This window comes from Pseudomonas nitroreducens TX1, assembly GCF_000313755.1.
Taxonomy (GTDB): Bacteria; Pseudomonadota; Gammaproteobacteria; order Pseudomonadales; family Pseudomonadaceae; genus Pseudomonas; species Pseudomonas nitroreducens_A.
Genome location: NZ_AMZB01000119.1, coordinates 57,156 through 83,905 on the forward strand (window position 1 = coordinate 57,156; position 26,750 = coordinate 83,905).

28 protein-coding genes are annotated in these 26,750 nt (G+C 65.9%); 19 read left to right on the forward strand and 9 right to left on the reverse strand.

What is annotated here, in order from left to right:
- Nucleotides 1-2: 2 nt before the first annotated feature.
- Both feoB and C167_RS0117920 read left to right on the forward strand, forming a co-directional pair.
- Nucleotides 3-2,297 carry a Fe(2+) transporter permease subunit FeoB gene (gene feoB, locus C167_RS0117915; RefSeq protein ID WP_017519667.1) on the forward strand — a complete coding sequence of 765 codons (2,295 nt, stop codon included), beginning with the start codon at nucleotides 3-5 and terminating at the stop codon, nucleotides 2,295-2,297.
- Nucleotides 2,297-2,566 (forward strand): FeoC-like transcriptional regulator, encoded by a 270-nt coding sequence (locus C167_RS0117920; protein ID WP_017519668.1) that lies wholly within the window; start codon nucleotides 2,297-2,299, stop codon nucleotides 2,564-2,566. The genes feoB and C167_RS0117920 overlap by 1 nt, the downstream gene beginning before the upstream one ends.
- A 136-nt stretch (nucleotides 2,567-2,702) precedes the next feature.
- Here the strand turns inward: C167_RS0117920 and C167_RS0117925 are convergent, their stop codons facing one another.
- From C167_RS0117925 to C167_RS0117935, 3 genes are read right to left on the reverse strand one after another with little or no spacing between them, the layout of a single operon-like run.
- Nucleotides 2,703-3,752 (reverse strand): alkene reductase, encoded by a 1,050-nt coding sequence (locus tag C167_RS0117925; protein ID WP_017519669.1) that lies wholly within the window; start codon nucleotides 3,750-3,752, stop codon nucleotides 2,703-2,705.
- Nucleotides 3,753-3,782: 30 nt separating this feature from the next.
- Nucleotides 3,783-4,946, reverse strand: a complete 1,164-nt coding sequence (locus C167_RS0117930) for an MFS transporter (protein WP_017519670.1) — start codon at nucleotides 4,944-4,946, stop codon at nucleotides 3,783-3,785.
- Nucleotides 4,947-4,992: 46 nt separating this feature from the next.
- Nucleotides 4,993-5,322, reverse strand: a complete 330-nt coding sequence (locus tag C167_RS0117935; protein WP_017519671.1) for an ArsR/SmtB family transcription factor — start codon at nucleotides 5,320-5,322, stop codon at nucleotides 4,993-4,995.
- A gap of 353 nt (nucleotides 5,323-5,675) precedes the next feature.
- Here C167_RS0117935 and C167_RS0117940 point away from each other — a divergent pair, with 353 nt between their 5' ends.
- Together C167_RS0117940 and C167_RS0117945 are read left to right on the forward strand one after the other, a co-directional pair.
- Nucleotides 5,676-6,269 (forward strand): ACP phosphodiesterase, encoded by a 594-nt coding sequence (locus C167_RS0117940; RefSeq protein WP_026079137.1) that lies wholly within the window; start codon nucleotides 5,676-5,678, stop codon nucleotides 6,267-6,269.
- A gap of 75 nt (nucleotides 6,270-6,344) precedes the next feature.
- A complete protein-coding gene (locus tag C167_RS0117945) occupies nucleotides 6,345-7,205 on the forward strand; it encodes a universal stress protein (protein WP_235154331.1) in 861 nt (286 codons plus the stop codon).
- Between the two features lie 161 nt (nucleotides 7,206-7,366).
- Here the strand turns inward: C167_RS0117945 and C167_RS0117950 are convergent, their stop codons facing one another.
- On the reverse strand, nucleotides 7,367-8,134 hold the full coding sequence (locus C167_RS0117950) for a lysophospholipid acyltransferase family protein (RefSeq protein ID WP_017519674.1): 768 nt from the start codon (nucleotides 8,132-8,134) through the stop codon (nucleotides 7,367-7,369).
- On the reverse strand, nucleotides 8,134-8,889 hold the full coding sequence (olsB, locus tag C167_RS0117955) for an L-ornithine N(alpha)-acyltransferase (protein WP_017519675.1): 756 nt from the start codon (nucleotides 8,887-8,889) through the stop codon (nucleotides 8,134-8,136). The genes C167_RS0117950 and olsB overlap by 1 nt, the downstream gene beginning before the upstream one ends.
- 148 nt (nucleotides 8,890-9,037) lie before the next feature.
- Between olsB and C167_RS0117960 the strand changes: the two genes are divergently transcribed.
- From C167_RS0117960 to C167_RS0117980, 5 genes are all read left to right on the forward strand, one after another.
- Nucleotides 9,038-9,934: an acyl-CoA dehydrogenase family protein gene (locus C167_RS0117960; protein ID WP_017519676.1), complete on the forward strand. Its 897-nt coding sequence runs from the start codon at nucleotides 9,038-9,040 to the stop codon at nucleotides 9,932-9,934.
- Between the two features lie 106 nt (nucleotides 9,935-10,040).
- The gene (locus tag C167_RS0117965) at nucleotides 10,041-10,826 is read left to right on the forward strand and encodes an MBL fold metallo-hydrolase (protein WP_017519677.1); all 786 of its coding nucleotides are present in this window, start codon (nucleotides 10,041-10,043) and stop codon (nucleotides 10,824-10,826) included.
- A gap of 116 nt (nucleotides 10,827-10,942) precedes the next feature.
- A complete protein-coding gene (locus tag C167_RS0117970; protein WP_017519678.1) occupies nucleotides 10,943-12,070 on the forward strand; it encodes a serine hydrolase domain-containing protein in 1,128 nt (375 codons plus the stop codon).
- Entirely contained in the window at nucleotides 12,067-12,414 is a 348-nt protein-coding gene (locus C167_RS0117975) for a hypothetical protein (protein ID WP_017519679.1), read from the forward strand. The genes C167_RS0117970 and C167_RS0117975 overlap by 4 nt, the downstream gene beginning before the upstream one ends.
- Nucleotides 12,415-12,469: 55 nt before the next feature.
- Entirely contained in the window at nucleotides 12,470-13,045 is a 576-nt protein-coding gene (locus C167_RS0117980; protein ID WP_419146528.1) for a YceI family protein, read from the forward strand.
- 650 nt (nucleotides 13,046-13,695) lie between these two features.
- Here C167_RS0117980 and C167_RS0117990 read toward each other — a convergent pair.
- Nucleotides 13,696-15,195, reverse strand: coding sequence for an MFS transporter (locus tag C167_RS0117990; protein WP_017519682.1), 1,500 nt, complete (start codon nucleotides 15,193-15,195; stop codon nucleotides 13,696-13,698).
- A gap of 109 nt (nucleotides 15,196-15,304) precedes the next feature.
- Between C167_RS0117990 and C167_RS0117995 the strand changes: the two genes are divergently transcribed.
- From C167_RS0117995 to C167_RS0118015, 5 genes are all read left to right on the forward strand, one after another.
- Nucleotides 15,305-16,210: a LysR family transcriptional regulator gene (locus tag C167_RS0117995; RefSeq protein ID WP_017519683.1), complete on the forward strand. Its 906-nt coding sequence runs from the start codon at nucleotides 15,305-15,307 to the stop codon at nucleotides 16,208-16,210.
- Between the two features lie 111 nt (nucleotides 16,211-16,321).
- On the forward strand, nucleotides 16,322-16,897 hold the full coding sequence (locus tag C167_RS0118000; RefSeq protein ID WP_017519684.1) for a YceI family protein: 576 nt from the start codon (nucleotides 16,322-16,324) through the stop codon (nucleotides 16,895-16,897).
- Nucleotides 16,894-18,051, forward strand: a complete 1,158-nt coding sequence (locus C167_RS0118005; RefSeq protein WP_017519685.1) for a phospholipase D-like domain-containing protein — start codon at nucleotides 16,894-16,896, stop codon at nucleotides 18,049-18,051. The genes C167_RS0118000 and C167_RS0118005 overlap by 4 nt, the downstream gene beginning before the upstream one ends.
- A gap of 48 nt (nucleotides 18,052-18,099) precedes the next feature.
- Nucleotides 18,100-19,386 (forward strand): acyltransferase family protein, encoded by a 1,287-nt coding sequence (locus C167_RS0118010; protein ID WP_017519686.1) that lies wholly within the window; start codon nucleotides 18,100-18,102, stop codon nucleotides 19,384-19,386.
- A 173-nt stretch (nucleotides 19,387-19,559) separates the two neighbouring features.
- Nucleotides 19,560-20,153: a hypothetical protein gene (locus C167_RS0118015; protein ID WP_017519687.1), complete on the forward strand. Its 594-nt coding sequence runs from the start codon at nucleotides 19,560-19,562 to the stop codon at nucleotides 20,151-20,153.
- Between the two features lie 7 nt (nucleotides 20,154-20,160).
- Here C167_RS0118015 and C167_RS0118020 read toward each other — a convergent pair whose 3' ends face one another.
- Both C167_RS0118020 and C167_RS0118025 read right to left on the reverse strand, forming a co-directional pair.
- Nucleotides 20,161-20,448, reverse strand: a complete 288-nt coding sequence (locus tag C167_RS0118020) for a type II toxin-antitoxin system RelE/ParE family toxin (RefSeq protein WP_017519688.1) — start codon at nucleotides 20,446-20,448, stop codon at nucleotides 20,161-20,163.
- On the reverse strand, nucleotides 20,439-20,708 hold the full coding sequence (locus C167_RS0118025) for a CopG family ribbon-helix-helix protein (protein WP_017519689.1): 270 nt from the start codon (nucleotides 20,706-20,708) through the stop codon (nucleotides 20,439-20,441). The genes C167_RS0118020 and C167_RS0118025 overlap by 10 nt, the downstream gene beginning before the upstream one ends.
- A 187-nt stretch (nucleotides 20,709-20,895) precedes the next feature.
- Here C167_RS0118025 and C167_RS0118030 point away from each other — a divergent pair, with 187 nt between their 5' ends.
- From C167_RS0118030 to C167_RS0118040, 3 genes are all read left to right on the forward strand, one after another.
- Complete coding sequence (locus C167_RS0118030; RefSeq protein WP_017519690.1) at nucleotides 20,896-21,474, forward strand: DUF2846 domain-containing protein; 579 nt, start codon at nucleotides 20,896-20,898, stop codon at nucleotides 21,472-21,474.
- A 102-nt stretch (nucleotides 21,475-21,576) separates the two neighbouring features.
- Nucleotides 21,577-22,158: a DJ-1/PfpI family protein gene (locus C167_RS0118035; protein WP_017519691.1), complete on the forward strand. Its 582-nt coding sequence runs from the start codon at nucleotides 21,577-21,579 to the stop codon at nucleotides 22,156-22,158.
- Nucleotides 22,159-22,191: 33 nt separating this feature from the next.
- Nucleotides 22,192-22,494, forward strand: a complete 303-nt coding sequence (locus tag C167_RS0118040; protein ID WP_017519692.1) for a ribbon-helix-helix domain-containing protein — start codon at nucleotides 22,192-22,194, stop codon at nucleotides 22,492-22,494.
- Between the two features lie 271 nt (nucleotides 22,495-22,765).
- Here C167_RS0118040 and C167_RS0118045 read toward each other — a convergent pair whose 3' ends face one another.
- Nucleotides 22,766-24,289 carry a fumarate hydratase gene (locus tag C167_RS0118045; protein WP_017519693.1) on the reverse strand — a complete coding sequence of 508 codons (1,524 nt, stop codon included), beginning with the start codon at nucleotides 24,287-24,289 and terminating at the stop codon, nucleotides 22,766-22,768.
- Between the two features lie 272 nt (nucleotides 24,290-24,561).
- On the opposite strand from C167_RS0118045, the gene C167_RS0118050 reads away from it, so the two are divergent.
- Nucleotides 24,562-25,689 (forward strand): GGDEF domain-containing protein, encoded by a 1,128-nt coding sequence (locus tag C167_RS0118050; RefSeq protein ID WP_026079140.1) that lies wholly within the window; start codon nucleotides 24,562-24,564, stop codon nucleotides 25,687-25,689.
- On the forward strand, nucleotides 25,682-26,620 hold the full coding sequence (locus tag C167_RS0118055) for an iron-sulfur-binding ferredoxin reductase (protein WP_017519695.1): 939 nt from the start codon (nucleotides 25,682-25,684) through the stop codon (nucleotides 26,618-26,620). The genes C167_RS0118050 and C167_RS0118055 overlap by 8 nt, the downstream gene beginning before the upstream one ends.
- The last annotated feature ends 130 nt before the right edge of the window (nucleotides 26,621-26,750 follow it).

Sequence of the window (26,750 nt, forward strand, 5' to 3'; positions counted from 1 at the left end):
TCATGGACGAACTGCGCATCGGCCTGATCGGCAACCCCAATGCGGGCAAGACCACTCTGTTCAACCAGCTCACCGGCTCGCGCCAGCGGGTGGGCAACTGGGCTGGCGTCACCGTGGAGCGCAAGGAAGGCAGCTTCCGCACTGCGCGGCACAACGTGCGCCTGGTGGACCTGCCCGGCACCTATTCGCTGACCACGCTGTCGACCCAGGCCTCGCTGGACGAGCAGATCGCCCGGCGCTGCATCGTCGATGGCGAGGTGGAGGTGCTGGTCAACGTGGTGGACGCCACCAACCTGGAACGCAACCTCTACCTCACCGTGCAGCTGCGCGAGATGGGCCTGCCCTGCGTGGTGGCGCTGAACATGCTCGACATCGCTCGCACCCAGGGCCTGAACATCGATCGCGAGGCGCTGGCGCGAGAGCTGGGTTGCCCGGTGGTGCCGCTGGTGTCGACTCGGGGCGAAGGCATCGACGCGCTGAAGGACGCCATCGATGCCGTGGGTGCCCAGCCTCCCTTGCAGGTGCCGTATCCCGCAGCACTGCGCAACGCCGTTACTCAGCTGCTGCCAACGGATGCGCCGCCAACTCAGGCGTGGATGGCTTTATTGGCGCTGGAAGGCGACCTGCACAGCGCCCGCCAGCTCAAGCTCGACCCGGCGAGCCTGCTGGCCGCGCGCGATGCAATCCGCTGCGCCTGTGGAGAGGACCCGGAACTGCTGCTGGTGGATGCGCGCTACCGGCTGATCGGCGACCTCTGCGAGCGCGCCAGCAACCACCGCGAAGCCTCGCCGCACCGCCTGACCCAGATGCTCGACCACGTCGCGCTGAACCGCTGGCTGGGCATCCCGGTGTTCCTGTTCGTCATGTACCTGATGTTCTTCTTCGCCATCACCCTGGGCGGAGCGCTGCAGCCAATCTTCGACCAGGGCTCCTCTGCACTCTTCATCGACGGCATCCAGTGGCTGGGCGCCCGTACTGGCGCGCCGGACTGGCTGACCGCGCTGCTGGCCCAGGGCCTGGGCGGCGGCATCAACGCGGTGCTGCCGCTGATCCCGCAGATAGGCCTGATGTACCTGTTCCTCGCCCTGCTGGAAGACTCCGGCTACATGGCCCGCGCGGCCTTCGTCATGGACCGCCTGATGCAGGCCCTCGGCCTGCCGGGCAAATCCTTCGTGCCGCTGATCGTCGGCTTCGGCTGCAACGTGCCGTCAATCATGGGCACCCGCACCCTGGATAACCCGCGCGAACGCCTGATGACTTCGATGATGGCGCCGTTCATGTCCTGCGGCGCGCGGCTGGCGATCTTCGCCGTGTTCGCCGCGGCCTTCTTCGGCCAGAACGGCGCGCTGGCGATCTTCTCGCTGTACTTGCTGGGCATAGTCGTGGCGGTGCTGACCGGCCTGCTGCTCAAGCACACGCTGATGCGCGGCGAGGCCTCGCCCTTCGTCATGGAACTGCCGCTGTACCACGTGCCGCACCTGCGCAGCCTGCTGCTGCAGACCTGGACGCGCCTGCGCGCCTTCATCGTCCGCGCCGGCACCGTGATCATCCTGGTCAGCCTGGTGATTGGCGGCCTGAACAGCGTCACCCTCGACGGTCGTCCGGTGCAGGGCGACATCGCCGACTCGGCCCTGTCCAGTCTCAGCCACAAGGTCACGCCGCTGCTCAAACCCATGGGCGTGCACGAGGACAACTGGCAGGCCACGGTCGGCCTGGTCACCGGCGCGCTGGCCAAGGAAGTGGTGGTCGGCACGTTGAACACCCTTTACACCGCCGAGCACATCCAGGGCGAAGCCTTCGATGCCGACGGCTACGACCTCTGGGGCCAGCTGAAACAGGCCGGAGTGGACACGCTGGATGGCCTTCGCGACTCGTTCAGCCTAAGCGTGCTGGCCAACCCGGTGGCCGCGAGCATGGCCGACGGCGAGATGGAGGAGGGCTCCATGGGCACCTTCGCAGCCAAGTTCGGTAGTCCCTTGGCCGCCTACAGCTATCTGGTGTTCGTGCTGCTCTACGTGCCCTGCGTGGCGACCCTGGGCGCACTGACCCGCGAGAGCGGTCGCGGCTGGATGACCTTTGCCGTGTTCTGGGGCCTCAACGTGGCCTACTCGCTGGCGACCCTCTGCTACCAGGTGTTCAGCTTCGCCGAGCATCCGCAGTACAGCACGGTGGCCATCGGCCTGGTGCTGGCGTTCAACCTGGGGCTGTTCCTGATCCTGCGCTGGGTCGGCCGGCGCGGTCTGGAGTTGGACGGCGAGCGTGACCTGCGTTCGGCCCCGGCGGGGAGCTGCCACTGATGGCCACGGCAATCGCAGTGCGCAACCTGCTCGGCGAAATGGGCGAGGCGGATGTACCGACCCTGGCCCGGCGCCTGGGTGCTTCCAAGGCGCTGCTCGAAGCATTGCTGGAGCGGCTGCTGGCGATGGGCGTGGTGGAAAAGGTTGCCCCTGAGCCAGCGGCCTGCGGGAGTTGCAAGGGCTGTGCGGAGGTGACGCGATGCTCGACGACGGGGTATCGGTTGTCGTCGAGAAGCACTGTTGCGCCGCTGCGCTGGAGTTTTACGTAGGGCGCATAACCCGGAACGGGTTATCCGCCGCAATGGCGGATAACGCCTGAGGCGTTAGGCGCCCTACAGGTAGGCACCGGAGTGGAAAAGGGCGCCTGCAAGAAGGCGCCTTTTTCGTTGGCGCTGCTACCGGCGCTTACAGGCGCGGGTAGTCCAGGTAGCCGACCGGGCCCTTGGCATAGAAGGTTTCCGGGTGCGGCTCGTTCCAGGCGGCGCCTTTCTGCAGGCGGGTCACCAGGTCAGGGTTGGCGATGAACGGGATGCCGAAGGCCACTGCGTCGGCCTTGCCGCTCTCCAGCCACTGGGTGGCGGTTTCCTGGGTGAAGCGCTCGTTGGCGATGTACACGCCGCCGAAGATTTCCTTCAGTTTCGGGCCGATGCTGTCGTCAGCGGCTTTCTCGCGGGTGCAGATGAACGCCACGCCACGCTTGCCCAGTTCGCGGGCTACGTAGCCGAAGGTGGCCAGCGGGTCGGCGTCGCCCATGTCGTGGGAGTCCATGCGCGGCGCCAGGTGCACGCCAACGCGGCCGGCGCCCCACACCTCGATGGCGGCGTCGGTGACTTCCAGCAGCAGGCGGGCGCGGTTCTCGATGGAACCGCCGTACTGGTCGGTGCGCTGGTTGGTGCTGCTCTGCAGGAACTGGTCGAGCAGGTAGCCGTTGGCACCGTGGATTTCCACGCCGTCGAAACCGGCGGCCTTGGCGTTCTCGGCGCCCTGGCGGTAGGCCTCGACGATGTCGGCGATCTCTTCGGTTTCCAGGGCGCGCGGGGTGACGAACTCCTTGATCGGACGCACCAGGCTGACGTGACCGGCCGGCTTGATGGCACTCGGCGCTACCGGGGTTTCACCGTTCAGGTAGAGCGGGTCGGAGATGCGGCCCACGTGCCACAGCTGCAGCATGATGCGGCCGCCGTTGGCGTGCACGGCTTTGGTAACGTTGGTCCAGCCGCGGACCTGGTCTTCGGACCAGATGCCGGGGGTGTCCGGGTAGCCCACCCCCATCGGGGTCACCGAGGTGGCCTCGCTGAGGATCAGGCCGGCGTCGGCGCGCTGGGTGTAGTACTCGGCCATCAGCGCGTTCGGCACTCGGCCTTCGTCGGCGCGGCAGCGGGTCAGCGGGGCCATGACGATACGGTTGGGCAGTTCCAGGTCACCGATGACGATGGGGTCGAAAAGCGTGGTCATTGCGTTACTCCGGGGCGTGAGGGTGGAGGATCAATCGAGGACGGGTTGCGTCTGGTTGGGCTTGCTGCTGAAGGCGATCATCACCGCGATCAGCGCGAGTACGGAGAGCACGGCGCCGGCCAGCGGCACGCGGGTCAGGCCCAGGCCGTGGTCGATGACGCTGCCGCCGACCCACGCACCGATGGCGTTGCCGACGTTGAAGGCGCCGATGTTCAGGGTGGCGACGAGGTTGGGTGCGGCACCGCCGACACGGACCACGTTGACCTGCAGGGCCGGCACCGCAGCGAAGGCGGCAGCGGCCCAGATAAAGAGGGTGATCTCGGCCGGAATCAGCGAAGCGCTGGTCCAGCTCAGGACGGTGGAAACCAGCGCCATGGTGGCAAACACGCCGGCCAGGGTCGTGCCCAGGCGCCAGTCGGCGAGGCGGCCGCCGAGGATGTTGCCCAGGGTCAGGCCAAGGCCGATCAGCACCAGGCTCCAGGTGATGCCGCGCGGCGAGACCTGGGTGACTTCGCCCAACAGCGGTGCGACATAGGTGAACAACGCGAAGACGGCGGCGGAGAACAGCACCGTGGTGCCCAGCGCCAGCCACAGCGGACCGTTGCGCAGCGCGGCGACTTCCTTGCGCATGTCTACAGCTTCTTCATCGTGCCTCTTCGGCAGCACGCTCCACAGACCGATCAGCGCGAACACGCCGATCAAGGTGACCGCCCAGAACGGCGAGCGCCAGCCCGCGATCTGGCCCAACGCGGTGCCGGCCGGTACGCCGAGCACATTGGCCAGGGTCAGGCCGGTGAACATCAGCGCCACGGCGGACGCCTTGCGATTGGCCGGCACCAGGCTGGCGGCGACCACCGAGCCGATGCCGAAGAAGGCGCCGTGGCACAGTGCGGTGATGATCCGCGCCAGCATCAGCAGGCCGTAGTTGGCGGCCACCGCGCAGAGCAGGTTGCCGAGGATGAAGATGCCCATGAGCATCAGCAGCGCGGTCTTGCGCGGCAGGCGGGCGGTGAGCAGGGCCATGATCGGCGCGCCGATGGCGACGCTGAAGGCATAGCCGCTGACCAGCCAGCCGGCGGCGGGGATGCTCACGGAGAGATCGCCCGCGACCTCGGGCAGCAGGCCCATGATCACGAATTCCGTGGTGCCGATGGCAAACGCGGACAAAGCGAGGACGAGAAGCGAAGTGGGCATGCGCCTGCTCCTGGAGAATGGGATTGTCTTGGCTGGCAGTAGCCGGTTAAAGCGCTTCGCTCAGGTGGCGAACAAAGGCCTGGATGGTCTCTTCATTGCGTTTGAAGAAGTTCCACTGGCCGACTTTTCGACTGGTCACCAGGCCCGCGCGCTGGAGGGTGGCCAGATGCGCGGAAACGGTGGATTGCGATAGACCGGTGCGCTGGTCGAACTTGCCGGCGCAGACGCCGATCTCGAAGGATTGGTGCTCCTGCTCGACGAAGTAGCGCTCCGGGTCCTTTAGCCAATGCAGCATGTCGCGCCGCACCGGATGGGCCAGGGCCTTGAAGATTTCGTCGAGGTCGATGCCAGGATCGAGAGTGGGTTGTTCAGTCATGGGGCACATCGGTATATCGCGTTGGGACGAACTATATATCGGTCAAAAACGATATGAATTCGTTTGGCGCGATAGTAATGATCGACACCCGTGATAGTAAGCGTGCAAGGGCGTCCGGAGGAGCAACCTTCTCTCCTGGGGCGCCGTGCCAAGCGTATCCCTCTCCCTAACCCTCTCCCTGAAGGGAGAGGGGACCGTTCGGAGCAGGATGCCTCCACGGTTTCAGCTGGCACGTTCAGCTCCCTCTCCCTTCAGGGAGAGGGCGGGGGAGAGGGGCGCTCCTGCTAAGAGCTTTGCGGAGGAGCGGCATGGTGTTTTCAGGTTGGCCACGGTTCCGCGCTAAGCTGATCGGCATGAACTATCTCGCGCACCTTCACCTGGGCGGCGACCGGCCCGCCCAACTGCTCGGCAGCCTCTATGGCGACTTCGTCAAGGGGCCGCTTGCCGGCCAGTGGCCCGCCGAGATCGAAGCCGGCATCCGCCTGCACCGGCGCATCGACGCCTTCACCGACAGTCACGCCTTGATACACAGTGCCAAGGCGCGTTTCCCCAGCGAGCGTCGGCGCATGGCCGGCGTACTTCTGGACGTGTTCTTCGACCACTGCCTGGCCCGCGACTGGGGACGATTCTCCGGTGAGCCGCTGGAGCACTTCACCCAGCGGGTCTACGGTGTACTGGGCCGCACGCCCGGCCTGCCCGAGCGTTTGGCGCGCATTGCACCGCGCATGGCCGCGCAGGACTGGCTCGGCAGTTATCGGCAGTTCGAGGTGTTGCAGGAGGTTGTCTCCGGCATGTCTCGACGCCTGTCGCGGCCGTCCCTGCTGGATGGCGCCTGGGAGGAGCTGGATCGTCTTTACGAGCCATTGAGTGGCGACTTCCGTGAGTTCTATCCCGAACTTCAGGAGTTCGTCAGAAACCCGCCGAAATCGATTGACGGTCCGGCCTGACTTGATATGCGTCAACCGCCCGGCGGCCCATAGCGTGTGCAATAGACACATCTGAAGGACGACGAGAGGAGCAGCATGATGAAGTCGTTAATGGTCGCAACGGATCTGTCCGGCCGTTCCGAAAAGGCTTTGCACCGTGCGGCAGCGCTCGCCAAGCGCTACGCCTGCCCCTGGACCGTGCTCTACGTGGTCGACGAAGACCAGCCTTCGGCGCTGGTCGAGCAGGAGGTCACCCAGGTACGCCTGATGCTGGAAGCACGGCTGGTGGAGCTCACCGAACTGGGCGGCAGCTGCCCGAAACTGCTGGTGGAGCGCGGCGATCCGAATCAACAGATCCTCGCCGCGGCGAAGAAGCAGGCCTGCGAGATGCTGGTGATGGGCGCGCACCGCAAGAGCGTGCTGCGCGACATCTTCGTCGGCACCACGGTGGAGCGAGTACTGCGTGCCGGGCAACTGCCGGTGCTGGTGGTCAACCAGCCGGCCGGCGGCGAGTACCGCGACCTGCTGATAGCCCTCGATACCTCGCCGGCCTCTGCCCACGCGGTGGAAGTGGCCGATGAACTGGGCCTGCTCGAAGGCGCCGTGCGCCGGGGTGTCTACGCTTTCAGCCCGCTGGCCAAGGGCATGATGCAATACTCCGGAGTGAGCGAGGAGCGCATCGACGAATTCGTCGGCAGCGAATCGCGCCAGGCGGTGGATGAGCTGAAGAAGTTCCTCCACGAGCGTCACCTGGAGGAACGCATCGATGAACAACTGGTGGCCGTCGGGCTGCCGGGCAACGTGTTGCAGCGGATGGTCGACAAGCATCGGCCCGATCTGCTGGTCATGGGGACTCGGGGTATGGGCGGAATCAAGCGTGCCCTGATCGGCAGTGTTGCCGACTACGCTCTGCGCGAACTGGATTGTGACATCCTGGTCGTGCCGCCGGAGGCTTGAGCCTTCGGCGCCTGGAGACTGTTTTCAGGCTGCGTCGGGCGGCTCGAGGGTGCCGCCCGGCGCAGTTTGAAAGCCGTTTCGTCAGAGTGGGAACCCGTCGGCCGTAGGTTACGGCGGGCTCCAAACCTTCTTCGCTTTCCCTGCCGCTTTACTGGCACATCTCAGGCCGCGATGGCCGACTCTTCCTGAACGTCACACACCACTGCTTGAATCGCGGCATGCGCCTGTCTGGCCAGCAGGTTGCGGTCCTGGTGCGCGCTGGACAGCGCCGGCAGCAGGTGGATTTCCACGATTCCCCGATCGTGGGCGAACAGACGCTTGAGGTGGCTGACCAGATCATCGTCACCGATGAACGGCGCCAGTTCGCATGCCTGCCCGTTGCGGCGATAACGCAGCGCCACCGGCTGCACCGGCACGCCGGCCTCGATGGCGCTGGCCATCAACCGACCGTGGAAGGTGCGCAGCCCCTGGCCATCGGTGGTGGTGCCTTCGGGAAAGACCAGCAGCGAGCGGCCGCGTGACAGGTGCGTGGCCAGCTGTGCATTGATCATCCGCGAATCTCCAGAACCCCGGCGGATGAACAGCGTGCCGGCCTTTTCCGCCAGCCAGCCGGCGACGGGCCATTGGCGTACCTCGGCCTTGGACAGGAAGGTCAGCGGCAGCAGCCCTCCCAGCAGCGGAATATCGACCCAGGACACATGGTTGGAGACCCACAGCATCGGCTGCGCGGGCAACTCGCCGTACACCTTCAGCTCGAAGGGCAGGGCGCCGGACAGTCGCGCCAGGAACCAGCGCGTGAGACGCTGGCGCAGCGGCATGCGGTCGCCGGGCAGGCGCTCCAGCAGGCTGACGAAGCTGGCCAGCGCGAGGCCGACCAGCAGCAATGACAGCAGGCGGACTACGCGCAGCCAGGCGCGCAGGCTGCGCATCAGACTGCGGCCTTGAAGTGGCGGGCGTAGCGCGGGCAGAGCTCGTCGCGCTTGAGCAGGATGAACACGTCGGCGACGCCGAAGTCCGGGTCCCAGCAGGGTTCGCCACAGATTTTCGCGCCCAGGCGCATATAGGCCTTGAGCAACGGCGGCAATTCGGCGGTGAGGTTGTCCGGCACATCCATCGGCGGCAGGGGCGTCTTGGGCTCGGCACGCAGGTTCTGCTGGCACAGGTAGCGGTCGCGCAGGCGCTGCATCACCGCGCGAGCCTGGATGCCGCCGTCGCGCATGGGGATGCTGGCGCAGCCCATCAGGTAGCGGTAGCCGCCTTCGTTGAGCACTTCGGCCAGCTCGCTCCAGAGCACCGCGATGGTGCCGCCGTTGCGGTAGTCCGGGTCGACGCAGGTGCGGCCGATTTCCAGCACCGGCCCCTGCAGTTCGCCAAGGCCGTCGAGGGCGAATTCCTCTTCGCTGTAGAAACGGCCCAGGCGCCGGGCGGCGCGGTGGTCGAGCAGGCGGGTGGTGGCCACCAGCGCGCCGGTGTTGAGGTCGCGCACGCCGATGTGGGCGCAGTGGCGGTCGTAGTCATCCATGTCCAGGCCCTGGTCCGCGCCCTTGAGCCGGGCATCGAACTCGCTGCTGAACACGCGGTAGCGCAGGGCCTGGGCTTCGCGCAGGGCGCGGGCGCCGCGCAGACGCACGGCCTTGAGACGGCGTTCTGCCGGGGTGTCACAGGAGAGGGCGATCTGACTCATGCGAGTGCCTCCGTGAACCGGCCATGCGGGTTGCGGCCGGTCGGCTTTGTTGTGCAAGCTCAGGCTAGAAATGACCGGTGTCACGCCCATGACGGTGCGGTGATGCTTGTATGACAAGAACAACGACCTCGAAGGAAGGAGCGCCGCGATGCCCTGGAAATGCCTGCTCGGCCCGCAGGACCGGTTAACACCCGGCCTGCCGCTGGACGACTGGTACGCCGAACTGCTCTCTCGCGCAGGGTGTGTCGGCAGCTTCGAACTGGCGGTGCTCGGCGGCCGACTGGCGACTTCGCCGGGGCTGGCCTTCCTCGCCGGCTACCAGGCGGCGCTGCGCGCCCTCTGGCCGGCTGCGCCGCGCAGCCTGGGCGCGTTGTGCGTGACCGAGAAGAAGAGCGTGCGCCCCGCCGACCTGCAGACCCGCCTCGAAGGGCTGGTGCTGCACGGCCGCAAGGATTTCGCCACGGCCGCCGATAGCGCCGCCTGGTGGCTGGTTGCCGCGCGCGACGAAGAGGACGGCGAGCCGCCGCGCATCGCCATGACCGTAGTGCAGGCCGGCGCCCCCGGCGCGAAGCTGGAAGCGCTGCCGGCCCTGCCGCTGATGCCCGACATCCCACACGCCCGCCTGCTGCTTGACGGTGCCCATTGCGAACGCCTGCCTGGCGATGGCTGGGAGGCCTACAGCAAACCTTTCCGAACCCTGGAAGACACCCATGTGCTGGCGGCGGTGTGCGCCTGGCTCTATGGCCTGGCCGTGGAACACCAGTGGCCGGCGGAGCTGGTGCTGCGCCTGACCGGCGTGCTTGCCGGGTGTGCGGAGGTCAGCCGGCAACCCGCTTCGCTGGCGGAAACGCACCTGCTGCTGGCCGGCGTATTCAGCCTGTTCGAAGGTCTTGCCGCTGCACTGGATGCCGCTTTTGCGTCTGGTGATCCGGAGCTGGCAGCGGTGTGGAAACGGGACAAGGGCGTGCTCGCCATCGCCGGTGCCGCACGGGCCAAGCGACTGGAGAAAGCGAGGGTGGCAATAGGCCTTGACCCACGTCAGTGAGGGCTGGGGGAGGGGACGTTAGCCTTACGGAAATTTCTGAGATACCAAGAAATTTCCGCAGGGCTACCCACTGTTTTCCCCTCCCACTGCTTTAGGAAATCCCCTCATGCGACGCGAACCCATCGTGCTGTTCGACGACGGTAAACACCAATGCCTGTGTTTCGACGATCTGGTCAGTGGCGATGGTGTGCAATCCAACCAGTTCCTCATCGTCGATCACGACAAGCGCCTGCTGCTCGATCCGGGCGGCGACCTGACCTACACCCCGCTGTCCCTGGAACTCTCCAAGCTGTTCCCGCTGCAGGACCTCGACTACATCTTCGCCTCGCACCAGGATCCGGACATCATCGCCGCGCTGGACAAGTGGTTGCTGCACACCCGCGCCAAGGTGATCTGCTCCAAGCTCTGGGCGCGCTTCCTGCCGCATCTCACGGCGAGCTACCTGGCGGTCAGCCACGGCATCTCCACCTACGACCGCGTGATCCCGTTGCCGGACCGTGGCGAGTCGGTGCAACTGGGCCGTTGCCAGTTGAAGATGATCCCCGCGCACTTCCTCCACTCCGTGGGCAACTTCCAGGTCTATGACCCGGTCAGCAAGATTCTCTTCTCCGGCGACATGGGCGCCTCCCTGGTGGACGACGCCAGCCCGGTGCAGGATTTCGCCGCCCACGTACCGCACATGGAAGGCTTCCACCGCCGCTACATGGCCTCGAACAAGGTCGGCCGGCTGTGGGCCAACATGGTTCGCGGCCTGGATATCGAGATGATCGTCCCGCAGCACGGGCGGCCCTTTGTGGGCAAGGCCATGATCGGTGGCTTCCTCGACTGGATCGCCGACCTGCAGTGCGGCATGGACCTGATGGGGGCGGACGACTACCAGGTGCCACGCTGACAGGCTCCGTGCTGACCGATTGCGCCAATCGTCCTTGATTACGGCACGATCGGCGCTTAATCCGTCATCTTCACCGTGCTAGGGTGCGGGCCGACCTGATAACAAGAGGCCCGCCGATGCCCTTTACTCCCTTCCGCCCCGCGCTGCGTGCGCTGGCCCTGGCCACCTGCCTGCTGAGCAGCCACGCCCACGGCGCCGAAACCTGGCCCGAGGCCGACTGGCCCCATGGCGCAACGCCCAGCGGCGCCGCCGTGCAGGAATTCGAGAACTACGCCTTCCCTACCCGCGACGACGCCACCCGCAAGGGCGTGCGCACCGACGCCGTGGTGGTCATCCGCGATGGCCAACTGATCTACGAGCGCTACGCCGGCCCGACCCGTGCCGAAACTCCGCACCTGGCCTGGTCGATGAGCAAGAGCGTGATGGCCAGCGTGCTTGGCGTGGCCTTCGGCGAGGGCAGGTTCCAGCTCGACGACCCGGTCGCCCAGCATTACCCGGCCTTCGCAGAGCACCCCGGCATCAAGATGCGCGACCTGCTGCACTGGGCCTCGGGCCTGGCCTGGCAGGAAGAGTACGAGTACGCACCGGTGCGTTCCTCGGTGGTGGCGATGCTCTACACCCGTGGCCGCGATGACATGGCGAAGTTCACCGCCGGCTTCCCCGCCGACGCCGGGCCGGGCAAGCGCTTCCGCTACTCCAGCGGCGATAGCAACGTGTTGTCCGCCACGCTCAAGCAGATGGTCGGCAAGGACTACGCGAACTACCCCTGGAGCGCGCTGTTCGATCCGCTGGGCATCCAGTCCGCGGTCTGGGAGCGTGATGCCAGCGGTACCTTCGTCGGTTCCTCCTACGCCTACATGACCGCCCGCGACCTGGCGCGCATCGGGCTGCTGATGGAACGCGGCGGACGCTGGAAGGACCACCAGCTACTGCCACAGGACTGGCTGAAGTTCGTCCTCGCACCGTTCCCGGAGTACCAGCCCGATCCGAAGAAACCCAATGAGGCGGTGCCCGGCGGCCAATGGTGGCTCAACCGCCCAGTGGCCGGCGCGCCCGCGCCCTGGCCGGATGCGCCCGAGGACACCTTCGCCGCGCTCGGCCACTGGGGCCAGGCGCTGTACGTCATCCCCGAACAGAAGCTGGTGATCGTCCGCTACGCCGACGACCGCGACGGCAGCTACCAGCACGACGCCTTCCTCAAGCTTGCCCAGGCGGCCTTCGCCCACGGGGAGGTGCAGCCATGATCCGCCGTCATCCGATCCTCACCGCCCTGGTCCTGCTGCTTCTCGCCCTGGTGACCACGGCCTGGCAGAACCGTGTCCATCTCGCCGCGTTCCCCGGCATCATCGGCGCCTATACCGCCAAGGAATACTGCTCCTGCCGCTACGTTATGGGGAACTCGGCGGACTATTGCCGGGCCTATACCAGGCAGTACGTGCCGACCAGCGCCTTCCTCGACGACGAAGCGCGCAAGCGGGTGACCGCCCGCGGCCTCGGAAGTACGCAGACAGCCGCCTGGCTCGGTGCGCGCGAGGGATGCCAACTGATGCCCCAGGCGGATGACTTGCCCGAATCGGGCAGCCACTGACGGGCGCGTTCCACGGAGCGGGGCGGCCCGCTTCGGAGGATCAATGCGTTACCTGATGTGTATATTGCTCGTGCTGACGAGCCCCTTTGCGCTGGCCGAATGGCAACTGGACGGCGACACTTCGCGGATCAGCTTCGTCTCGGTCAAGCGCGGCAAGATGGCGGAGGTGCAGCGCTTCGACCGCCTCTCCGGGCAGATCGACGACAAGGGCGCGGTGCGCGTGGTGGTGCCGCTGGAGTCCATCGACAGCGGCCTGGCGCTGCGCGACGAGCGCATGCGCAATTCCTTTTTCGAGATCGAGCGCTTCCCCGAGGCGATCATCAGCAGCCAGCTCGACCTGAGCCGTTACGAGGACCTGCAGGTCGGCCAGTCGCGCCAGGAAACCATCGACTTCAACCTCGACCTGCATGGCCAGCAGCGCCGGCTCAAGTCCGAGGTGCTGGTCAGCCGCCCCAGCGAGACCCGCATCGAAGTGACGACCCTGGAGCCGCTGGTGCTCAAGCTGATCGACTTCGACCTTGAAGAAAAGCTCGAGCCGCTCAAGGAAGTCGCCAACGTGCCTTCCATCACCCCTGAGGTGCCGGTATTCGCGGTGCTGGGGTTCAGCCAGGTGATCAAGCAGGCGCCGTGATACGCACGCCATGACCCTGTAGGAGCGGGCCCTGCCCGCGATCCGCCGGCAGGGCCGGCGCCTTCCTCAGCTCCGATGTTGGTCCTGTATTGCTGCGTTGGCTTGGGGATTTCTGCGCCGCTTCGGCGTGCGCGCGGACTTCTTGTTTCGCCCCCTCGGGCGAGTCCCTTTTGGCAAACGTCGGATAGCCGCCCTCCCAAAAGGAACCAAAAGGTCTTGCCCCGGACATCCGGTTTTTCGCTTAGGCGAAAAATTCCCTCGTTGAAGCGAAGTTTCAGGGGCCGCGCTGACGGGCCATCCCTGGCCCGACAGCGCTCTCGCGACATCCATGTCGCTCAACCCCTGAAACTCCGATTCAACGAGGCCTCCTGAACGGGGCCGTTCGGAGTGCGCTGAGGTTTATCTGGAAGTCTTCAAGTGCCAGAGCCAGAGCCAGAGCCATGCCGAGATATGTGGCTTTTCGTAGGAGCGAACTTGCTCGCGAACCGCACGGCACAGCGCCAATCGCGAAGACGGTCGGTCTCAAGCCCACGCCGCAATCGCCGGCACCTCGTGCTGGAAGCGAAACCCGGAACCCACGCTGCAACTGGAAGCGCCGATGAGCACGAAGGTGAGCAGCAGGATGGTCTTCATGGCGTGGCTCCTCTGATTCAGGATCGAACAGCCTCCAGTCTAGGCCGCGCCGCTCGATGTGCGCCGAAGGTCAGGAAGCTGCCCAACGCGAACAGCCAGGCGCTGACTCCGCCGTAGCCGAACACCCAGCCGAAACCTTGAGTCAGTGCTGCGCGGGCGCCGTCCGGATCGTCCGTGCCCAATCGCCCGCTGGCGATGCTCGCCGCCAGTTGCAGCTGCTCGCTGCCGTCCACGCCTTGTAACGCAGCAGCGACGCCCCAGAGCAGGATCAGCCCCATCACCGCGATATTGATCGCCAGGGAGATCATCCGCGCGCTCATGTCGATGCCCGAGGCCATGCCGGCGCGGGCGGCGGGCACGGCGGCGGTGGAGGTGTTGGTCACCGTGGTATTGGTCATCCCCAGGCCGACACCGGCCAGCACGCAGCCGGGCAGCAGAGTCAGCCAGCTGGCGTGGTCCATGCTGGAGCCCCAGAGCATCAGGAAGAAGCCGGCGCCGATCACGAACATCCCGCCGGGGATCACCCAGCCGGGCTGGAAGCGATGCGCCAGGCGCTCGGCAATCGGCGGCACCACCAGTGTCGGCAGGGTGTACGCGAGCAGCGACCAGCCGGCCTTCACATCGTCGTAGCCGAGCACGCCGTGGTAGTAGACCGGCAGGTAGATCATCAGCGGCCAGAAGCTCACGTTCATCCCCGCCGAGGCGAACATCGCGCCGGAGAAGGCGCGGATGCGCAGCACCGTGAAGTCGAACATCGGGTGGGCAACGCGGCGCTCGATGAGAACGAAGGCGATCAGGCAGGCGCAGCTGAGCAGGAGGATCGCCAGCGCTGCCGGACTGGCGAAGCCCATGTCCGCGCCCTGGGTGATGTAATACACCATGCCGAGTACCGCCAGCGACAGCGTGAGCATGCCGCCGACATCCAGCCGTTCAGCGTCCGGATCGCGCGATTCCACCGCGCCGTACTGCGCCAGCGCCAGCGTGAGCAGGGCAAGCGGCCCGTGCACCAGGAACACCCACTGCCAACTGGCCAGGGCGACGATGACGCTGCCGACGATCGGCCCGAAGCCCAGGCCGATGCCGAACACCACGCCCCAGGCGGCAAAGGCGCGCACGCGCTCGGCCGGGTCGCTGAACTGGCTGGTGAGCACGGCCACCTGGCAGATCAGCATGACCCCGCCGGCGGCGCCCTGCAGGAAGCGCCCGGCGATCATGGTCGGCATGTCGCTCGCGAGCCCGCAGAGCAGCGAGGTGGCACCGAACAGTGCCAGGCTGATGACGAACAGGCGCTTGCGGCCGAAGCGGTCGGCCAGGGTGCCGGCGGCCATCAGCACGCTGGTGACGGCGATGGTGTAAGCGTTCATCACCCATTGCAGGTCCTGGAAGTCGCCGTGCAAGACACGCTCCAGGGCCGGCAGGCTGGCCGGCACGCTGGAGATTTCCAGGCCGAACATCATCGAGGACAGGCACACCGCCGCCAGGGCGATGAGGTTTCTGGGATTGTGATGGGCAGTCATGGGAGTGGACTCCGTGTGGCGAGCCACCATTGTCGAAAAGAACAGGGTTCCCCATTGGTGCTATTTAGTCCCATCATTGCGTCTTCTCCGGATTCAAACGGGACGCGCTATGGACGACCGACTCGATGGCATCGCCACCTTCGTCCAGGTGGTCGATGCCGGCAGCTTCGCCGTGGCGGCGGAGCGCCTGAACCTCACTCGCTCGGCGGTGGGCAAGGCCATCGCCCGGCTGGAGGCGCGCCTGGGCGTGCGCCTGCTGCAACGCACCACGCGCAGCCAGAACCTCACCGACGACGGCCAGGTGTTCTACGACAGCTGCGTGCGGGCGCTGGCCGAACTGGACGCCGCGCACACCGCGCTGGAAGGCGGGCGCCTGGAGCCGCGTGGGCGCTTGCGGGTCAGCGTGCCGATCTCCTTCGGCCACCTCTGCGTGGCGCCGCTGATGCTGGGGCTGGCGCGGCAATATCCGTCGCTGAAGATCGACCTGTCCTTCACCGACCGCCGTGTCGACCTGGTGGAGGAGGGCATCGACCTGGCCGTGCGCATCGGCCCGCTGAGCGACAGCGCCACACTTGTCGCCCGCAAGCTGGGCGTGCAGTACACCGGTATCGGCGCGGCGCCGTCGTACATCGCCGAGCATGGCATGCCGGACCACCTCGACGATCTTGTCGGCCACGCGTCCATCAGCTACTCCGTCGCAGGTGTCACCTCGCCCTGGGACATGCGCGACGACGACGGCTACGCCAGGCGCATCGAGATGGACCCGCAACTGAGCATGGACGACCTGCAGGCCATTACCGCCGCCGCCATTGCCGGCTTCGGCCTGGCGCGCCTGCCGACCTGGCTGCTGGCGCGGCACGTGAAGCGTGGCGAACTGGTGGTGGTGAAGGGACGCTGCAGGTTGCCGCCGCTGGATATCCATGCGGTGTGGCCCAAGACCCGCTATATGCCGTCGAAGATTCGCTGCGCCATCGATGCGCTGGTGGCCGGGATTCCCGCGTTGCTCGCCGACTGAACCATTGGCGCGGGCGCCTGCCCAATGGGCTCGCCGCTCGACGGTTTGCAAGCGGACGGCGGGCCGCTATCGTTGGCCGTTGATCCATCCGTATTTCATGTAAGGGATTTCATGCGCTCGCTGTTCGCCTTCGTCTTCGCGGCCTGCTTCGCCGCTTCTGCCCAGGCTGCCTGGTATCTCGACTACGAGTCCTCGCGGCTGACCTTCGTCACCACCAAGAATGCCGACATTGCCGAGGTCAACCGCTTCCTGGTGATGCACGGCAAGGTGGAGGAACAGGGGCAGGTGGAGCTGCGCATCGAGATGGACTCGCTGAGTACCGGCATCCCGCTGCGCGATGAACGTCTGCGCGAGAAGCTGTTCGACACCGAGAAATTCCCCGAGGCGCGCATCACCTCGCGCATCGACCTGCGCCCGATCACCGATCTCGCCAGCGGCGTGCAGCTGGAAATGCGCTTGCCGCTGCGCCTGGAGCTGAATGGGCAGGCGAAGGACTACCGCACCGACGTGCTCATCACCCGCCTGGACGAGCACCGCTTTCAGGTGGTGACCCTCGCGCCGTTGGTGATCAACGCCGCTGACTTCGGCCTCGCGCCGGGGGTGACGCAGCTGCGCAAACTGGCCGGGCTGAAGAGCATCGGCCTGTCGGTGCCGGTGGGCGCCGTGCTGATCTTCGCCTCGCGGTGAGCGGCCCGATCTTCCCTTGGCGGACGGGCAACCGTTTCGCCCTGCTCTGCGATGGCGAGCGCTTCTTCCCGCGCATGTTCGAAGCCATCGACAGCGCCGGGCGGCAGATCGAACTGGAACTTTACCTGGTGGAAAGCGGCAGTTGCGCCGAGGCGTTGCTGGACCGGTTGCTGGCCGCGCTGGTGCGCGGTGTGAAGGTGCGCTGCCTGTTCGACGCCTTCGGTAGCTTGAAGCTGTCCAGCGCCTGGTCGCGCCAGTTCGTGGAGGCCGGCGGCGAGCTGCGCTATTACAACCCGCTGAACTGGAAGGCCGGGCTGCGCAACCTGTACCGCGACCACCGCAAGCTGTTGTTGGTGGACGAGCGCATCGCCTATGTCGGCGGCACCGGCGCCACCGACGAGTTCTGGTCGGCGCGGGAAAATCGCAGCGACTGGCACGAAGTGATGGTGGAGATGACCGGCCACGTCGTCGGCGACTGGCAGCGTCTTTTCGAGCGGCAGTGGAATGCCTGCCTTGGCGTGCGCGCCTGGAAGCCCCGCGAGGAAGTCCTGCTGACCCGCCTGCCGCCGCTCCCCAACTATGGAGAGGGGCTGGCGCGGGTCGCCTATGCCGACGCCGGGCAGCACCGCGACATCCTCCAGGCGCTGGTGCGTTCGTTGCGTGGCGCGCACCAGCGGGTGTGGCTGGCGACGCCTTACTTCCTGCCGACCTGGAAAGTCCGCCGCGCGCTGCGCAAGGCGGCCCAGCGCGGCGTCGACGTGCGTCTGCTGCTCACCGGGCGGCTCACCGACCATGCGCCGGTGCGCTACGCCGGCCAGCGTTACTACCCCGGTCTGTTACGCGCCGGGGTGAAGATCTTCGAATACCAGCCGCGTTTCCTTCATCTGAAGATGGTACTGGTCGATGATTGGGTCAGCGTCGGCTCGTGCAACTTCGATCATTGGAACCTTCGGTTCAATCTGGAGGCCAATGTAGAAGCGTTCGATCCGGCCTTCACCGCGGCGGTTGCCGATTGCCTGGTCGCCGACTTCGCGCAGAGCCGCGAGATCGACCTGGCTTTCTGGCGCGCGCGCCCTTGGTGGAAACGCCTGCGCGAGCGCCTGTGGGGCTCGCTGGACCGACTGGTGGTGAACTTCCTCGACCGCCGCCGATGATGTCGTAGTGCGTCCAGCTGCCGTTCGTCTAGTCGAGAGGAGAGAAGCGTGGACGGGTTGCAGAAGAAGGAGCGTTTCATCGGGCTGGAATGGCTGCGCTTCCTGATGGGCCTTTACGTGGTGATCTACCACACGCTGCACAGCTACCCGGCCGAGCAGAAGTTCGCGGGCCTGGATGACCTCACCGCGCTGGGCTTCTTCGCCACCAGCACGTTCTTCGTGCTTTCCGGCTTCCTGCTCTGCCACGTCTATGTGACCGACGGGCAGTTGCGCGAGAGCCCGCGCAGCTTCTTCACCAAGCGCTTGTCCAACCTCTACCCGCTGCACATCTTCTCGATCCTGCTGACCATCGGCGTGCTGCTGGTGGTCAGCGGGCTGGGCATCGGCCCTGACCTCGACCAGGCGACGCCGCGCTTCGTCATCTACGACACCAACCAGGCGATTGGCCGGCTGCAGCCAGAGCTGTTCCACCACTGGATGAGCGACCGTGAGCTGCTGTTCAACAGCATTCTCCAGCTCACCATGATGCAGGCCTGGAACCCGTACTACCTGACCTTCAATGCGCCGCTCTGGTCGCTGTCGACGCTGTTCTTCTTCTACCTCTGTTTCCCCTTCGTCGCACCGCGCCTGGCACGCCTGCAGCACAAGTGGCGCTGGTTGCTGGTGTTGTGGCTGCTTTACCTGATTCCGCCGATCCTGGTGGTCGCCAGCGAGCAGTACGGCATGCCCTGGACCGGCCTGCTGCACCGCAACCCGCTGCTGCGCCTGCCGGAGTTTCTCAGCGGGATCCTCGCCTACGGGCTGTTCCGCGAGTACAAGGATGCCGGTCGCCTGCCAGGGCGAGGGACGCTGGCGGCGATGGGCGCCTTCGTGCTGGCGAATTTTTTCATCGCCGATTACCTCTACACCCACGGCGCCAAGTTCTGGTACTTCCTCCTGCACAACGGCCTGCTGCTGCCGGCGCAGCTGGTGCTGGTGGTGATGTGCGCGATGCCCAAGGACCCGCGCAGCAGCCTGATCCGTCACTGGTCGCCACGGCTGGGCGCGGCGTCGCTGTCGCTGTTCGCCCTGCACGTGCCGCTGTTCACTTTGTTCTCGCGTACCGAAAAATTGATCCGGGCGCCGGGTGATTGCCTGGCCGATTGGGCCTTCTGCGTCGAGTCGGCCACCCACCAGCAGCTGTCGCTGTGGCTGTATCCGCTGTTCCTGCTGTTCATGGTCACCAGCTGCGTGCTGGTGCAGGAACGCTGCGTGGTGCCGGTGCGCAGATGGCTGGTTCGGCATCTGTTGCCGGCGCCGCCCGCCAGCCGACGACGGGTCGCGACGGAGCCATGATCCTCGGTCCGGGCTGCTCGCGAGCAACCTCGAAGAGCAAAGCCCGATCCGGTAAGCGAGCGTGCTCGCGAAGCGGAGGCTACGTCGGGCCTCGCCAGCGCCGCCGACTTGCGTTGCCCGTGCTAGGTTTTCAGCAGCACCGCCGCTGTGGCCCCTTGCGGACGACGACCATCATGCCCCAGGACATCCGCCTGCTCAGCGGCGACGCCATCCGCCCTTTCATCGATGACCTGGTACGACTGCGCATTACCGTGCTCCGCGAGTATCCGTACCTCTACGATGGCAGTCCGGAGTACGAAGCCGGGTACCTCGCCAGTCATGTGCGCTCGGCCTGGAGCCTGTGCGTACTGGTAATCGACGAGGGCCGGGTAGTGGGGGCTTCGACCGGGCTGCCGCTGCTGGACGAGGCCGGGGCTTTCCAGCAGCCGTTCCTGGCACAGGGTTGGAACCCGGAGCGAATCTTCTATTTTGGCGAGTCGGTGGTTCTGCCGGAGTACCGCAGCGCCGCTCTCGACCTGCGTTTCTTCGAGGAACGCGAGCGCTTTGCGCGAGGCCTGGATCGCTTCGACTGGTGTGCCTTCTGCGCCCTTCGGCGGCCCCCGGAGCATCCTGCACGACCCGCCCGCTACCGCGCGCCGGATGCCTTCTGGCTGCAGCGCGGCTTCACCCCGCAACCCTCCCTGCAGAGCGAATGCCACTGGCGCGATATTGGCGAGCAACGGCAGACAGCCAAGTCGATGATGTTCTGGCTCAAGGAACTGAGCTGAACCGGGATCAGTAACCGGCTTCGCGCTGATGACGAATCGCGAGAATCACCAGTGTTTCGCCGTTGATGCGGTAACGCGCCAGATAGCCGCTGTCGCCGAAGTCGATGGGCCATTCACGGTACTCCACCGGCATATCGTCGATCAGCCGACCCATCTGTGGGTGTGCGCCCAATGCCTGCGCGGCCTGGAGAATGATCTGGCCGACGCGGCGTGCGGCGGCGGAGTTGCTCTCGCGAAGGAATCGACGCAGGCGTTCGAGGTCGCGAAGCGCTGCGGGCGCATAGATCACTCGCATTTCGGTGCGTCTTGCTCGTCCTCAGCGCCCCAGCTGTTCAGCCAGTTCTCCATTGCTTGGGCCGTGACGTGCTGGCCCGTCGCCTGGAACTCCTCCCAGGCCTGCTCGGTATCGCGCTTGAGCTTCTCGCGCTGCTCCTCCCGCACGACGTACTGGCCGATGGCTTCGCGGATGATCCAGTGCGGGGTGCGCTGACGCAGCGCCGCCAGCTCGCGGATGCGGGCGAGCATGTCCTCATCGAGCTTGACTGAAGTCGCCATGTTCCCATCCCGTTAGTAAAAGGTAATACCGGGTAATACTTGGCCGGTCCTGGATAGGTGTCAAACGGGACAGGATGAGCGGGACATCGGGGGTTGTAACTGTGATGCCATCGACCCGGACTTTCGACGGGTGGCAAGGCCGGGCGCCATGGTTATGCTCCGGGCATAACCATAAGAGGGACTTTCCATGCTCCGAGTGGCCCTGTGCGCCTTTCTCCTGATGCTGGCCGGCTGCAGTTCGCCTGGCGCGTTCTTCGGTGCGGTGGACGGGCCGCCGTTCGGTGCGCTGCCGGCGGATTCGCAGCAGGCCACGGTGTACCTCTACCGGCCGCAGAACCAGTGGTCCGACGAAGAGCTGGAAGCCCCCGGGCTGTTCATCAACAACGAGTTGATCGGCAGCCTGCCGAGCAATGGTTACTTCGCTCTGAGCTTTGCCCCCGGCAGTTATCCGCTGCAGATGCGCCGCCCGCTGCTGGGCAGCTTCTGGACCTTCTTCGCCGGCGGCAGCCTGGACTTTACCCTGATTGCCGGCTTCACCCTGGAAGCCCGCGCCGGCGAGGTCTATTACCTGCGCTACGACGAAACCCACACGCCGCCCAAGTACGAACACACCGCCGGGCAGGGCGCCGGTCCGCTGCAACTGGTGGGCAAGGAGCTCGGCTCGCGGGAAATCCCCGCCACGCGCCAGGTGCAGGAGCCGGTGAGCATCGCCGCCAGCGGCAAGGAAGTGGAGAAACCGGGCTTCTTCGAGCGCATCGGTCTCTGAACATACGTAGTAGCGGCGTATTACCCCGCCGCCAGCTCGACTGTCTAAGCTCTCCCGCATGCCCGGCCGCCAAGGCCGGGCCCTGCCTGGAGGACGCCCACGATGGCCGCGAAGAAGATCCTGATGCTGGTCGGCGACTACGCCGAAGACTACGAAACCATGGTGCCGTTCCAGGCGCTGCTGATGGTTGGGCACACCGTGCATGCCGTCTGCCCGGACAAGAAGGCCGGCCAGAGCATCCGTACCGCCATCCACGATTTCGAAGGCGACCAGACCTACAGCGAGAAACCGGGCCACAACTTCGCGCTGAACGCCACCTTCGCCGAGGTGCGCGCCGAGGATTACGACGCGCTGCTGATTCCCGGTGGTCGCGCCCCGGAATACCTGCGCCTGAACGCCAGGGTGATCGAACTGGTGAAAGCCTTTGATGCCGCGAAAAAACCCATCGCCGCCGTCTGCCATGGCGCCCAGTTGCTGGCCGCTGCCGGTGTGCTCAAGGAGCGCGCGTGCAGCGCCTACCCGGCCTGCGGCCCGGAAGTGAAGCTGGCCGGCGGCGAATACGTGGACATCCCGGTGGATGCCGCCCACGTCGACGGCAACCTGGTCACCGCGCCTGCGTGGCCTGCGCACCCTGCCTGGCTGGCGAAATTCCTTGAAGTACTGGGCACCAGGATCAGCCTGTAAACTGGCCTGACATCGAAGCTGGAGAAGCCGTCCATGTGCGAACTCTACGTAAAGGCCGACCCGATTCTCTATGAGTCGCGCTCCCGCTCGCTGCGCATCCGTGGCGTGGTCACCACGCTGCGCCTGGAGAACCAGTTCTGGGACATCCTGCGCGAGATCGCCGAGGTGGACGGCATGACTACCAACCAGCTGATCGCCAAGCTTTATGACGAGGTGATGGACTATCGCGGGGAAGTGGTGAATTTCGCGTCCTTCCTGCGGGTGAGCTGCACCCGCTTCCTCGCCCAGCGCCGTGACAATGTCGTGGAGCTGAACCGAGTGCCGCGTAGCGCGTGATCGTTTGGGGCGGGCCATGCCCGCCTTTCGCGGACGAAGTCCGCTCCTGCAGAAGCGCACCGACGTCACAGGATTTCGTAGGAGCGGATCTTATCCGCGAAACCGGCGCGATCCTGGGGGATTCGCGGACAAGGTCCGCTCCTACGGTGATGCGCCATTGCTTCCGGTTCTATCCGCGATGGGTTGGCCCGTACGCCGAAGCCACAAAATTCCCACCCATGAAAAAGCCCGGCACATGGCCGGGCTTTTTCATGGTGCGGTCACGCAGCGATCACTGCACTTCCACCGCCAGGTTCTCGGCGATCTTCTTCTGCCAGATGGCCGGGCCGGTGATGTGCACCGACTCGCCATTGGTGTCGACCGCAACGGTTACCGGCATGTCTTTGACTTCGAACTCGTAGATCGCTTCCATGCCCAGTTCGGCGAAGGCCAGGACCTTGGACTTCTTGATCGCCTGGGCGACCAGGTAGGCGGCGCCGCCCACGGCCATCAGGTAGACGGCCTTGTTGTCCTTGATCGCCTCGATGGCGATGGGGCCACGCTCGGACTTGCCGATCATGCCCAGCAGACCGGTCTGCTCGAGGATCTGGCGGGTGAACTTGTCCATGCGCGTCGCGGTGGTCGGGCCAGCCGGGCCAACCACTTCGTCACCGACCGGATCGACCGGGCCGACGTAGTAGATGAAGCGGCCCTTGAGGTCCACCGGCAGCTCTTCGCCCTTGTTCAGCATGTCGACCATGCGCTTGTGCGCAGCGTCGCGGCCGGTGAGCATCTTGCCGTTGAGCAGGATGGTCTCGCCCGGCTTCCAGCTCTGCACTTCTTCCGGGGTGATCTTGTCCAGGTCGACGCGGCGCGCGGACGGGCCGGCTTCCCAGACGATTTCCGGGTAGGCGTCCAGCGGCGGAGCTTCCAGCGAAGCCGGGCCGGAGCCATCGAGCACGAAGTGGGCGTGACGGGTGGCGGCGCAGTTGGGGATCATGCAGACCGGCAGGGACGCTGCGTGGGTCGGGTAGTCCATGATCTTCACGTCGAGCACGGTGGTCAGGCCGCCCAGGCCCTGGGCGCCGATGCCCAGCTGGTTGACCTTCTCGAACAGCTCCAGGCGCAGTTCCTCGATGCGGTTCTGCGGGCCGCGGGCCTTCAGTTCGTGGATGTCGATCGGGTCCATCAGGACTTCCTTCGCCATCACCGCGGCCTTCTCGGCGGTACCGCCGATGCCGATGCCGAGCATGCCCGGCGGGCACCAGCCGGCGCCCATGGTCGGAACGGTCTTCAGCACCCAGTCGACGATGGAGTCGGACGGGTTGAGCATGGCCATCTTCGATTTGTTCTCGGAGCCGCCGCCCTTGGCTGCGACGTCCACTTCCACGGTGTTGCCCGGGACGATGGAGTAGTGGATCACTGCCGGGGTGTTGTCCTTGGTGTTCTTACGCGCGCCGGCCGGGTCGGCCAGGATGGAGGCGCGCAGGACGTTCTCCGGCAGGTTGTAGGCGCGACGTACACCTTCGTTGATCATGTCGTCGACGCTCATGGTGGCGCCGTCCCAGCTCACGTCCATGCCGACGCGGACGAATACGGTGACGATGCCGGTGTCCTGGCAGATCGGGCGATGGCCGGTGGCGCACATGCGCGAGTTGATCAGGATCTGCGCCATCGAGTCCCGGGCGGCCGGCGATTCTTCACGCAGGTAGGCCTCATGCATGGCCTGGATGAAATCAACCGGGTGGTAGTAGGAGATGAACTGCAGGGCATCGGCGACGCTCTGGATCAGGTCGTCTTGCTTGATCACGGCCATGGAGCACGGTCCTCTTCAGGCAGGAAATACAGGCGCAAGGCCTGTTACGTCGGGAGTACGCCGGCACGGTTCCGGCGAAAAAAGGCGCCGTAGTATACCGCTGCGGCCGCTCGCCGCGCACCCGCCAGTGATCCGACCTTGGTCCCAGATGGCTCCGCAGACAGTGCCGGCTCGGTAAAGGAGGCCTTCGGTCGCCCACATTCGGATCGGCTAGGCACTGGGGCGCTTTGATAGTAGAGTGAAGGCCAGGTGCCATTACGGGACGGAGCCCCATGAGCACGCTGAAACCACCTCTGAAGCAGCACGCCTTACAAAAACTACTCATCAGGCGATTCGGCATGGCCCTCGGGACCTACGCCCTGGCGCTGCTGTTGTTGTGGTTGGCGGTGTTCGGCGAGTTCTACCGCGCCCCCGCCAGTTTCGCCCTGACCTGCACGCTGCTGGTGGCCGGCAGCCAGGTGGGGTTCGCCTGGCTGTTTTTCAGCGGGCGCAACCAGCGCTTCAACGACCCGAGCATGACCGAGCCGCAGGTGCTGGTGGCAGTGGTCTGGCACACACTGTTCCTGGCCAATGTCGACAGCGCACGTGGCACGCTGATGGTGCTCTACGTGCTGATCCTGCTGTTCGGCGTGTTCCAGTTGCAGCCCCGGGTGTTCGCCCGCTGCGCGGCCCTGGCCTTCATTGCCTTCGCCGGGCTCAATCTTCACGAAGCCTTCCAGCAACGCTTGCAACTGCCTGCCCAGGCGGTGCTGCAGTTGCTGGTGCTGTTCATCGTGCTGACCTGGCTGAGCCTGTTCGCCGGCTACGTGCAGTCGCTGCGCCAACGCATGCGCCAGCGCCGCTACGCCCTGCAGGCGCACCAGGACACCCTGCGCGGCATGATGCGCCAGCTCGAAGACCTGGTGGCCACCGACGAACTCACCGGCCTGTTCAACCGCCGGCACTTTCTGCGCCTGGCCGGCCGCGCGCTGGAGGAAATGCGTCCCGGCCAGCGCCATGGTCTGGCACTGATCGACCTGGACCACTTCAAGCGGATCAACGATGTCCATGGTCATGCCGCCGGCGACCGCGTGCTGCAGACCTTCGCAGCGGTGGCGCGGGCGTGCCTGCGAGAAGGCGACATACTGGCGCGCTACGGGGGGGAGGAGTTCGTCCTGCTGCTGCCTGACGCCGACGCCGATCGCCTGACCACCTGCTGTGAGCGTCTGCGCATGGCCTATGGAGCGGCGGAGCCGGTGGGGGTGAACATCGAAGTGCTCAGCCTCTCGGCGGGCATGACGCTGCTCGACGCCGACGATGACCTCGACGAGGCCTTGCAACGGGCCGACCAGGCGCTCTACCGTGCGAAACGCAGCGGACGTGACCGCTGCGATGCCGCATGGGAGTGGACGCGTGCCTGAGATACAGGCCGGATCGCAACGCTTTTCGGTCAGCCCCGGAGTCAACCTGCTCGATGCCCTGCGCGGGGCCGGCGTCGCTGTGCCTTACAGCTGCCGGGCCGGCAGTTGCCACGCCTGCCTGGTGCGTTGCACCCGGGGTGAGGTGCTGGATGCCCTGCCCGATGCCCTGGATAGCGCGCGGCGCGAAGCAGGCTGGCGACTGTCCTGCCAATGCCGGGTCGTCGAAGACCTCAGCGTGGAAGCGTTCGACCCGCAACGCGATGGCCTGCCTGCGAAGGTCGCCGAACTGGACTGGCCGGCGCAGGACGTGCTGCGCCTTCGCCTCACCCCGCAACGCCCGCTGCGCTACAGCGCCGGGCAACACCTGGTTCTCTGGAGCGCCGATGGCATAGCGCGCCCCTACTCGCTGGCCAGCGTGCCGGGGCTCGACCCTTGGCTCGAATTCCACATTGATTGCCGCGAACGCGGTGCTTTCGCCGATTTTGCCCGTGGCCTGACGGTCGGCGACGACCTGCGCCTGGGCGAACTGCGTGGCGGCGCGCTGCACTACGACCCTGAATGGCACGAGCGGCCATTGCTGCTGATGGCGTCCGGCACTGGCCTGGCGCCGCTCTGGGGCGTGCTGCGCGAAGCGCTGCGGCAGCATCACAGCGGGCCGATCCGCATCATTCACCAGGCCCATGACCACGCTGGCCATTATCTGGCCGAACCCCTGCAATCCCTGGCCGCCAACCATCCGGAGCTGGACGTGACACTGATGAGCACGGCCGAGTCGGCCGAGGTTTTGGCGCAACTCCGGCTTGTTTCGCGGCGAACCCTCGCCTTACTCTGCGGCCATCCCGCCAGCGTCGATGCTTTCGCCCGCCGCCTGTACCTCTGCGGCGTGCCCCGTGGCCAGACGCTGGCCGACCTGTATCTGCCCCACGCCTGAGAGCCCGTTCAACACCTGCTGCGCGTCGGCATAACTGCGTTAGAAACAGGCTGAAAAATGCTCATTTACAGCGCGTAAACTCCGCTTTTTCAGCCTGTTTCTGCCTTGTTCTGCTCTAGCTCGCGATACC

Coding starts and splice junctions, on each gene's coding strand:
- feoB (WP_017519667.1), top strand. CDS start 3: ATGGACGAACTGCGCATCGGCCTGATCGGCAACCCCAATGCGGGCAAG.
- C167_RS0117920 (WP_017519668.1), top strand. CDS start 2,297: ATGGCCACGGCAATCGCAGTGCGCAACCTGCTCGGCGAAATGGGCGAG.
- C167_RS0117925 (WP_017519669.1), bottom strand. CDS start 3,752: ATGACCACGCTTTTCGACCCCATCGTCATCGGTGACCTGGAACTGCCC.
- C167_RS0117930 (WP_017519670.1), bottom strand. CDS start 4,946: ATGCCCACTTCGCTTCTCGTCCTCGCTTTGTCCGCGTTTGCCATCGGC.
- C167_RS0117935 (WP_017519671.1), bottom strand. CDS start 5,322: ATGACTGAACAACCCACTCTCGATCCTGGCATCGACCTCGACGAAATC.
- C167_RS0117940 (WP_026079137.1), top strand. CDS start 5,676: ATGAACTATCTCGCGCACCTTCACCTGGGCGGCGACCGGCCCGCCCAA.
- C167_RS0117945 (WP_235154331.1), top strand. CDS start 6,345: ATGATGAAGTCGTTAATGGTCGCAACGGATCTGTCCGGCCGTTCCGAA.
- C167_RS0117950 (WP_017519674.1), bottom strand. CDS start 8,134: ATGCGCAGCCTGCGCGCCTGGCTGCGCGTAGTCCGCCTGCTGTCATTG.
- olsB (WP_017519675.1), bottom strand. CDS start 8,889: ATGAGTCAGATCGCCCTCTCCTGTGACACCCCGGCAGAACGCCGTCTC.
- C167_RS0117960 (WP_017519676.1), top strand. CDS start 9,038: ATGCCCTGGAAATGCCTGCTCGGCCCGCAGGACCGGTTAACACCCGGC.
- C167_RS0117965 (WP_017519677.1), top strand. CDS start 10,041: ATGCGACGCGAACCCATCGTGCTGTTCGACGACGGTAAACACCAATGC.
- C167_RS0117970 (WP_017519678.1), top strand. CDS start 10,943: ATGCCCTTTACTCCCTTCCGCCCCGCGCTGCGTGCGCTGGCCCTGGCC.
- C167_RS0117975 (WP_017519679.1), top strand. CDS start 12,067: ATGATCCGCCGTCATCCGATCCTCACCGCCCTGGTCCTGCTGCTTCTC.
- C167_RS0117980 (WP_419146528.1), top strand. CDS start 12,470: ATGTGTATATTGCTCGTGCTGACGAGCCCCTTTGCGCTGGCCGAATGG.
- C167_RS0117990 (WP_017519682.1), bottom strand. CDS start 15,195: ATGACTGCCCATCACAATCCCAGAAACCTCATCGCCCTGGCGGCGGTG.
- C167_RS0117995 (WP_017519683.1), top strand. CDS start 15,305: ATGGACGACCGACTCGATGGCATCGCCACCTTCGTCCAGGTGGTCGAT.
- C167_RS0118000 (WP_017519684.1), top strand. CDS start 16,322: ATGCGCTCGCTGTTCGCCTTCGTCTTCGCGGCCTGCTTCGCCGCTTCT.
- C167_RS0118015 (WP_017519687.1), top strand. CDS start 19,560: ATGCCCCAGGACATCCGCCTGCTCAGCGGCGACGCCATCCGCCCTTTC.
- C167_RS0118020 (WP_017519688.1), bottom strand. CDS start 20,448: ATGCGAGTGATCTATGCGCCCGCAGCGCTTCGCGACCTCGAACGCCTG.
- C167_RS0118025 (WP_017519689.1), bottom strand. CDS start 20,708: ATGGCGACTTCAGTCAAGCTCGATGAGGACATGCTCGCCCGCATCCGC.
- C167_RS0118030 (WP_017519690.1), top strand. CDS start 20,896: ATGCTCCGAGTGGCCCTGTGCGCCTTTCTCCTGATGCTGGCCGGCTGC.
- C167_RS0118035 (WP_017519691.1), top strand. CDS start 21,577: ATGGCCGCGAAGAAGATCCTGATGCTGGTCGGCGACTACGCCGAAGAC.
- C167_RS0118040 (WP_017519692.1), top strand. CDS start 22,192: ATGTGCGAACTCTACGTAAAGGCCGACCCGATTCTCTATGAGTCGCGC.
- C167_RS0118045 (WP_017519693.1), bottom strand. CDS start 24,289: ATGGCCGTGATCAAGCAAGACGACCTGATCCAGAGCGTCGCCGATGCC.
- C167_RS0118050 (WP_026079140.1), top strand. CDS start 24,562: ATGAGCACGCTGAAACCACCTCTGAAGCAGCACGCCTTACAAAAACTA.